This is a genomic window from Vibrio fujianensis, from assembly GCF_002749895.1.
In the GTDB taxonomy this organism is placed as follows: Bacteria; Pseudomonadota; Gammaproteobacteria; order Enterobacterales; family Vibrionaceae; genus Vibrio; species Vibrio fujianensis.
The window spans coordinates 10,419-13,852 of record NZ_NBUS01000054.1; the positions used below are offsets into that span (position 1 = coordinate 10,419).

General features: G+C 43.9%; 3 protein-coding genes and 1 pseudogene. All 4 read right to left on the minus strand.

Going from position 1 to position 3,434, the window contains the following annotated elements; genetic code table 11:
• Positions 1–456, minus strand: a 456-nt coding sequence (locus B7C60_RS19275; RefSeq protein ID WP_425445512.1) for a D-alanyl-D-alanine carboxypeptidase family protein, incomplete at its 3' end; no start/stop codon positions are given.
• A 98-nt stretch (positions 457–554) separates the two neighbouring features.
• Positions 555–1,346, minus strand: coding sequence for a septal ring lytic transglycosylase RlpA family protein (locus B7C60_RS13225; protein ID WP_099612071.1), 792 nt, complete (start codon positions 1,344–1,346; stop codon positions 555–557).
• Positions 1,347–1,351: 5 nt separating this feature from the next.
• Positions 1,352–2,473 carry a rod shape-determining protein RodA gene (rodA, locus tag B7C60_RS13230; RefSeq protein ID WP_099612072.1) on the minus strand — a complete coding sequence of 374 codons (1,122 nt, stop codon included), beginning with the start codon at positions 2,471–2,473 and terminating at the stop codon, positions 1,352–1,354.
• Positions 2,470–3,434, minus strand: a pseudogene (locus tag B7C60_RS19280) (penicillin-binding transpeptidase domain-containing protein); the annotation flags it as partial. The pseudogene B7C60_RS19280 and the gene rodA, both read right to left, overlap by 4 nt.

Here is a 3,434-nt window from a genome sequence, read left to right on the forward strand (position 1 = left end):
CCAAGCGTTCATTAAATCAACAAAGGCATCTTCTGATCCAGCAATATGTTCTGCCATCGCAACACACGCATCATTGCCGGACTGAATAATAATCCCTTTATTCAAATCGCTAACTTTAACGGTTGTGCCCACTTCAATGAACATTTTCGATGAGTCTGGGTAATTTTTAGCCCAAGCATTGCGGCTAATCACAACATCATCATTGAGTGAAATATTACCTCGCTTTAGCTCTTGACCAATCACATAACTGGTCATCATTTTGGTTAAGCTGGCTGGCGATAATTTTGTGTTCATCTCTTTTTCAGCCAGAACTTTTCCTGAATGATAATCCATCAAAACGTAGCCTTTCGCTGCAATTTGTGGTGCATCAGGAATAACAACCGGTGATGCGAACACGGCAGTCGCAGAGAGCGCAATAGAAGACGCCAAAATAATGTGTAAAGTATTTTTTTTCATAGTGAATGCAAAACTGATTGGTTAGTTGTCCAGTATCCTAACAGAAACCGCTAGATAAATCAGGCCAGCATGGCGGTGATTCTCGTGTTGAACGGTGACTATTGCGTGAGATTTTTCCGAATAAAGGCGGTTTGATAACCGAGTGATTTTACTCGTTCTAAGGTTTGTTGCGTCAAGTTATAGTCAGTAAATGGACCTAAAAATATTCGATAGTGTTGATTTTCATGATCCACAAAGCTTGGCACGCTTAGCGTTTGACCTATTTTTTCTGCTAAAGTTCGTATATTTTGCTCGTGTTGAGAGGCGGCAACCTGAATGACGTAATCATGTTGTTGAGATTTTAGCGGTGTTAAAGCGGGTTTTTGTTTATTGATGACGCTAATTTCAACCTGAGCGGTCCCCGTTTGTAAAACGCCTAATTTATAGGCAGCGGCATAGCTTAAATCTATAATTCGACCATCATGGAACGGCCCGCGATCATTCACGCGAACAATGGTGCTTTTACCATTCTCAACATTCGTAACTTTGACATAAGACGGTAGCGGCAAGGTTTTATGTGCGGCACTCATGGAGTACATGTCATAAATTTCGCCATTAGAGGTTAAATGGCCATGGAATTTTTTGCCATACCAAGAGGCTTGCCCTGTTTCAACAAATCCTTCTGTGTCTCGGATGATTTGGTAGTTTTTTCCTCGCAATGTGTAATCTCGATTCCCTCCCAAACTATATGGTTCATATTGTGGTGTCGCATCCTCAATATGCTCGAGTGAAAGTGGTACATTTGGGGCGATATCATCATTTATTGAATAGCGTCCATTTGATGAGGAGCTACTGCAGCCCGAAAGGAAGGTCAAGGCGCTTAGCGTTAACAGCAGAGTCAGTAATTTCATCAGTATCAGTTTGCCTTCGAAAATGCTTTTCGGTGGGTATGAATAGACATCAAAATACCGAATCCGGCCATCAGTGTCACCATTGATGTGCCACCATAACTAATCAGAGGGAGTGGAACCCCCACCACAGGCAAGATCCCACTGACCATACCAATATTAACGAATACATATACAAAAAAGCTGAGCACAATACTTCCCGCCATCATCCGGCCAAAGGCTGTTTGTGCGTTGCTGGCAAGATATAAGCCTCGTCCAATAACGAATAGATAGACTGAGAGTAGGGCAAGCGTTCCGATCATTCCCCACTCTTCGGCAATGACGGCGAAAATAAAATCAGTATGGCGTTCAGGTAAAAACTCAAGGTTAGATTGGGTGCCGTGCAACCAGCCTTTTCCGGAAATTCCTCCAGATCCGATTGCTATTTTACTTTGGATAATATGGTAGCCAGCTCCCAATGGATCGGACTCTGGATTAAATAGAGTTCGAACACGAGTTTTTTGGTATTCATGCATCAAGAAAAACCATAATACTGGGACAAATGCACCGACTCCAATGCTGGCGGCTGCAATGATTTTCCAACTGATTCCAGCTAAGAAAATGACAAAAATCCCAGAGGCGGCAATGAGAATCGCGGTGCCCAAATCCGGCTGTTTAGCAATTAAAATAGTGGGAACGAATACCATGAATAGCGAGACCGTTAAGGTCTTTAGATCGGCCGGAATAGGACGGTTACCAATATAGCGTGCCACCATCAGTGGAACCGCCAATTTTAGTAATTCAGACGGTTGAAAGCGTACGAATCCTAAGTTTAGCCAACGTTGAGCGCCTTTTGATATTTCACCAAAAAATAACACTCCCAGCAGTAATAAGGCTCCAACAAAAAAGAGCAGTGGAGCTAGACGTTCATAGTTACGAGGAGAGATTTGAGCTAGCCCAACCATGATTAACAGTGCCATCCCCATCCGCATGGCTTGACGATCCATCATGGCAAGGCTTTGGCCACTGGCGCTGTACATGACAACAAGCCCAAATAACATTAAAACTAATAAGCCAAGTAAGAGTGGAAGATCAATGTGTAGTTTCTCAAAAAAAGCACGATTTCGGCCAGTGGCAGGATCCATCTTCATTGTTTGCCCTCTTTTTCTGCCAAGATTACGTGATCGAAAATTTGTCTAACAGGGGGGCCACCATTACTTGATCCCCCTCCTGCATTTTCTAGTACAAGGGTAACGACCAATTCGGGGTTCTCGATAGGGGCAAACCCTGTAAATAGTGCATGGTCACGTAGGTGTTCTGAGAGTTCTTCGGCGTTGTACTCTTGGCCCTCTGCCAAACCGAACACTTGAGCTGTACCTGATTTACCGGCACTTTTGTATTTTAATCCTTTGAATGCTCGGCGCGCGGTACCGCGTTTCCCGTGGTTGACTAAATACATGCCTTCTATTGCCATGTCCCAGTATTTTTCTGGAACTTCATTAATCGCTGGATAGGTGACATATTCAGTTTCTTTTTGGGTTGAAAAAGGTTCACCATTATTGATGGTTGAGCGTAGCAAGTGAGGCGCAATGACTTTTCCCTTATTGGCAACTACCGAGGTGGCTTTGGCTAACTGCATCGGTGTTGCTGTCCAATAGCCTTGACCAATACCCACTGGAATGGTATCGCCTTGGTACCAAGGTGTTTTATGACGTGCCATTTTCCACTCACGGGTTGGCATATTGGCTTTGCTTTCTTCATAGATATCGATACCAGTATAATCCCCAAAACCAAAGCGCATCATCCAGTTTGATAAGCTATCGATTCCCATATCATAGGCAATTTGGTAGAAGAATGTATCGACCGACTCTTCTAATGCTTTGATAATATCGACTCTACCATGCCCCCAACGTAACCAATCTCGAAATGGGCGAGTGTTGGAGTTGGGAATTCGCCAGTATCCGGGGTCATTCCGTGTGGTATTGGGGGTTATAATTTTATCGTTCAGTGCTGCGACGGCAATAAACGGTTTGACGGTTGAGCCGGGGGGGTAAATACCGATAGTGGCTCGATTGACGAGCGGACGATTAATATTATTGAGCAGTTGATTGT

Bases quoted from the DNA above. Each gene is read 5' to 3' on its own strand.
- B7C60_RS13225 (WP_099612071.1), bottom strand. From the start codon at position 1,346: ATGAAATTACTGACTCTGCTGTTAACGCTAAGCGCCTTGACCTTCCTT.
- rodA (WP_099612072.1), bottom strand. From the start codon at position 2,473: ATGAAGATGGATCCTGCCACTGGCCGAAATCGTGCTTTTTTTGAGAAA.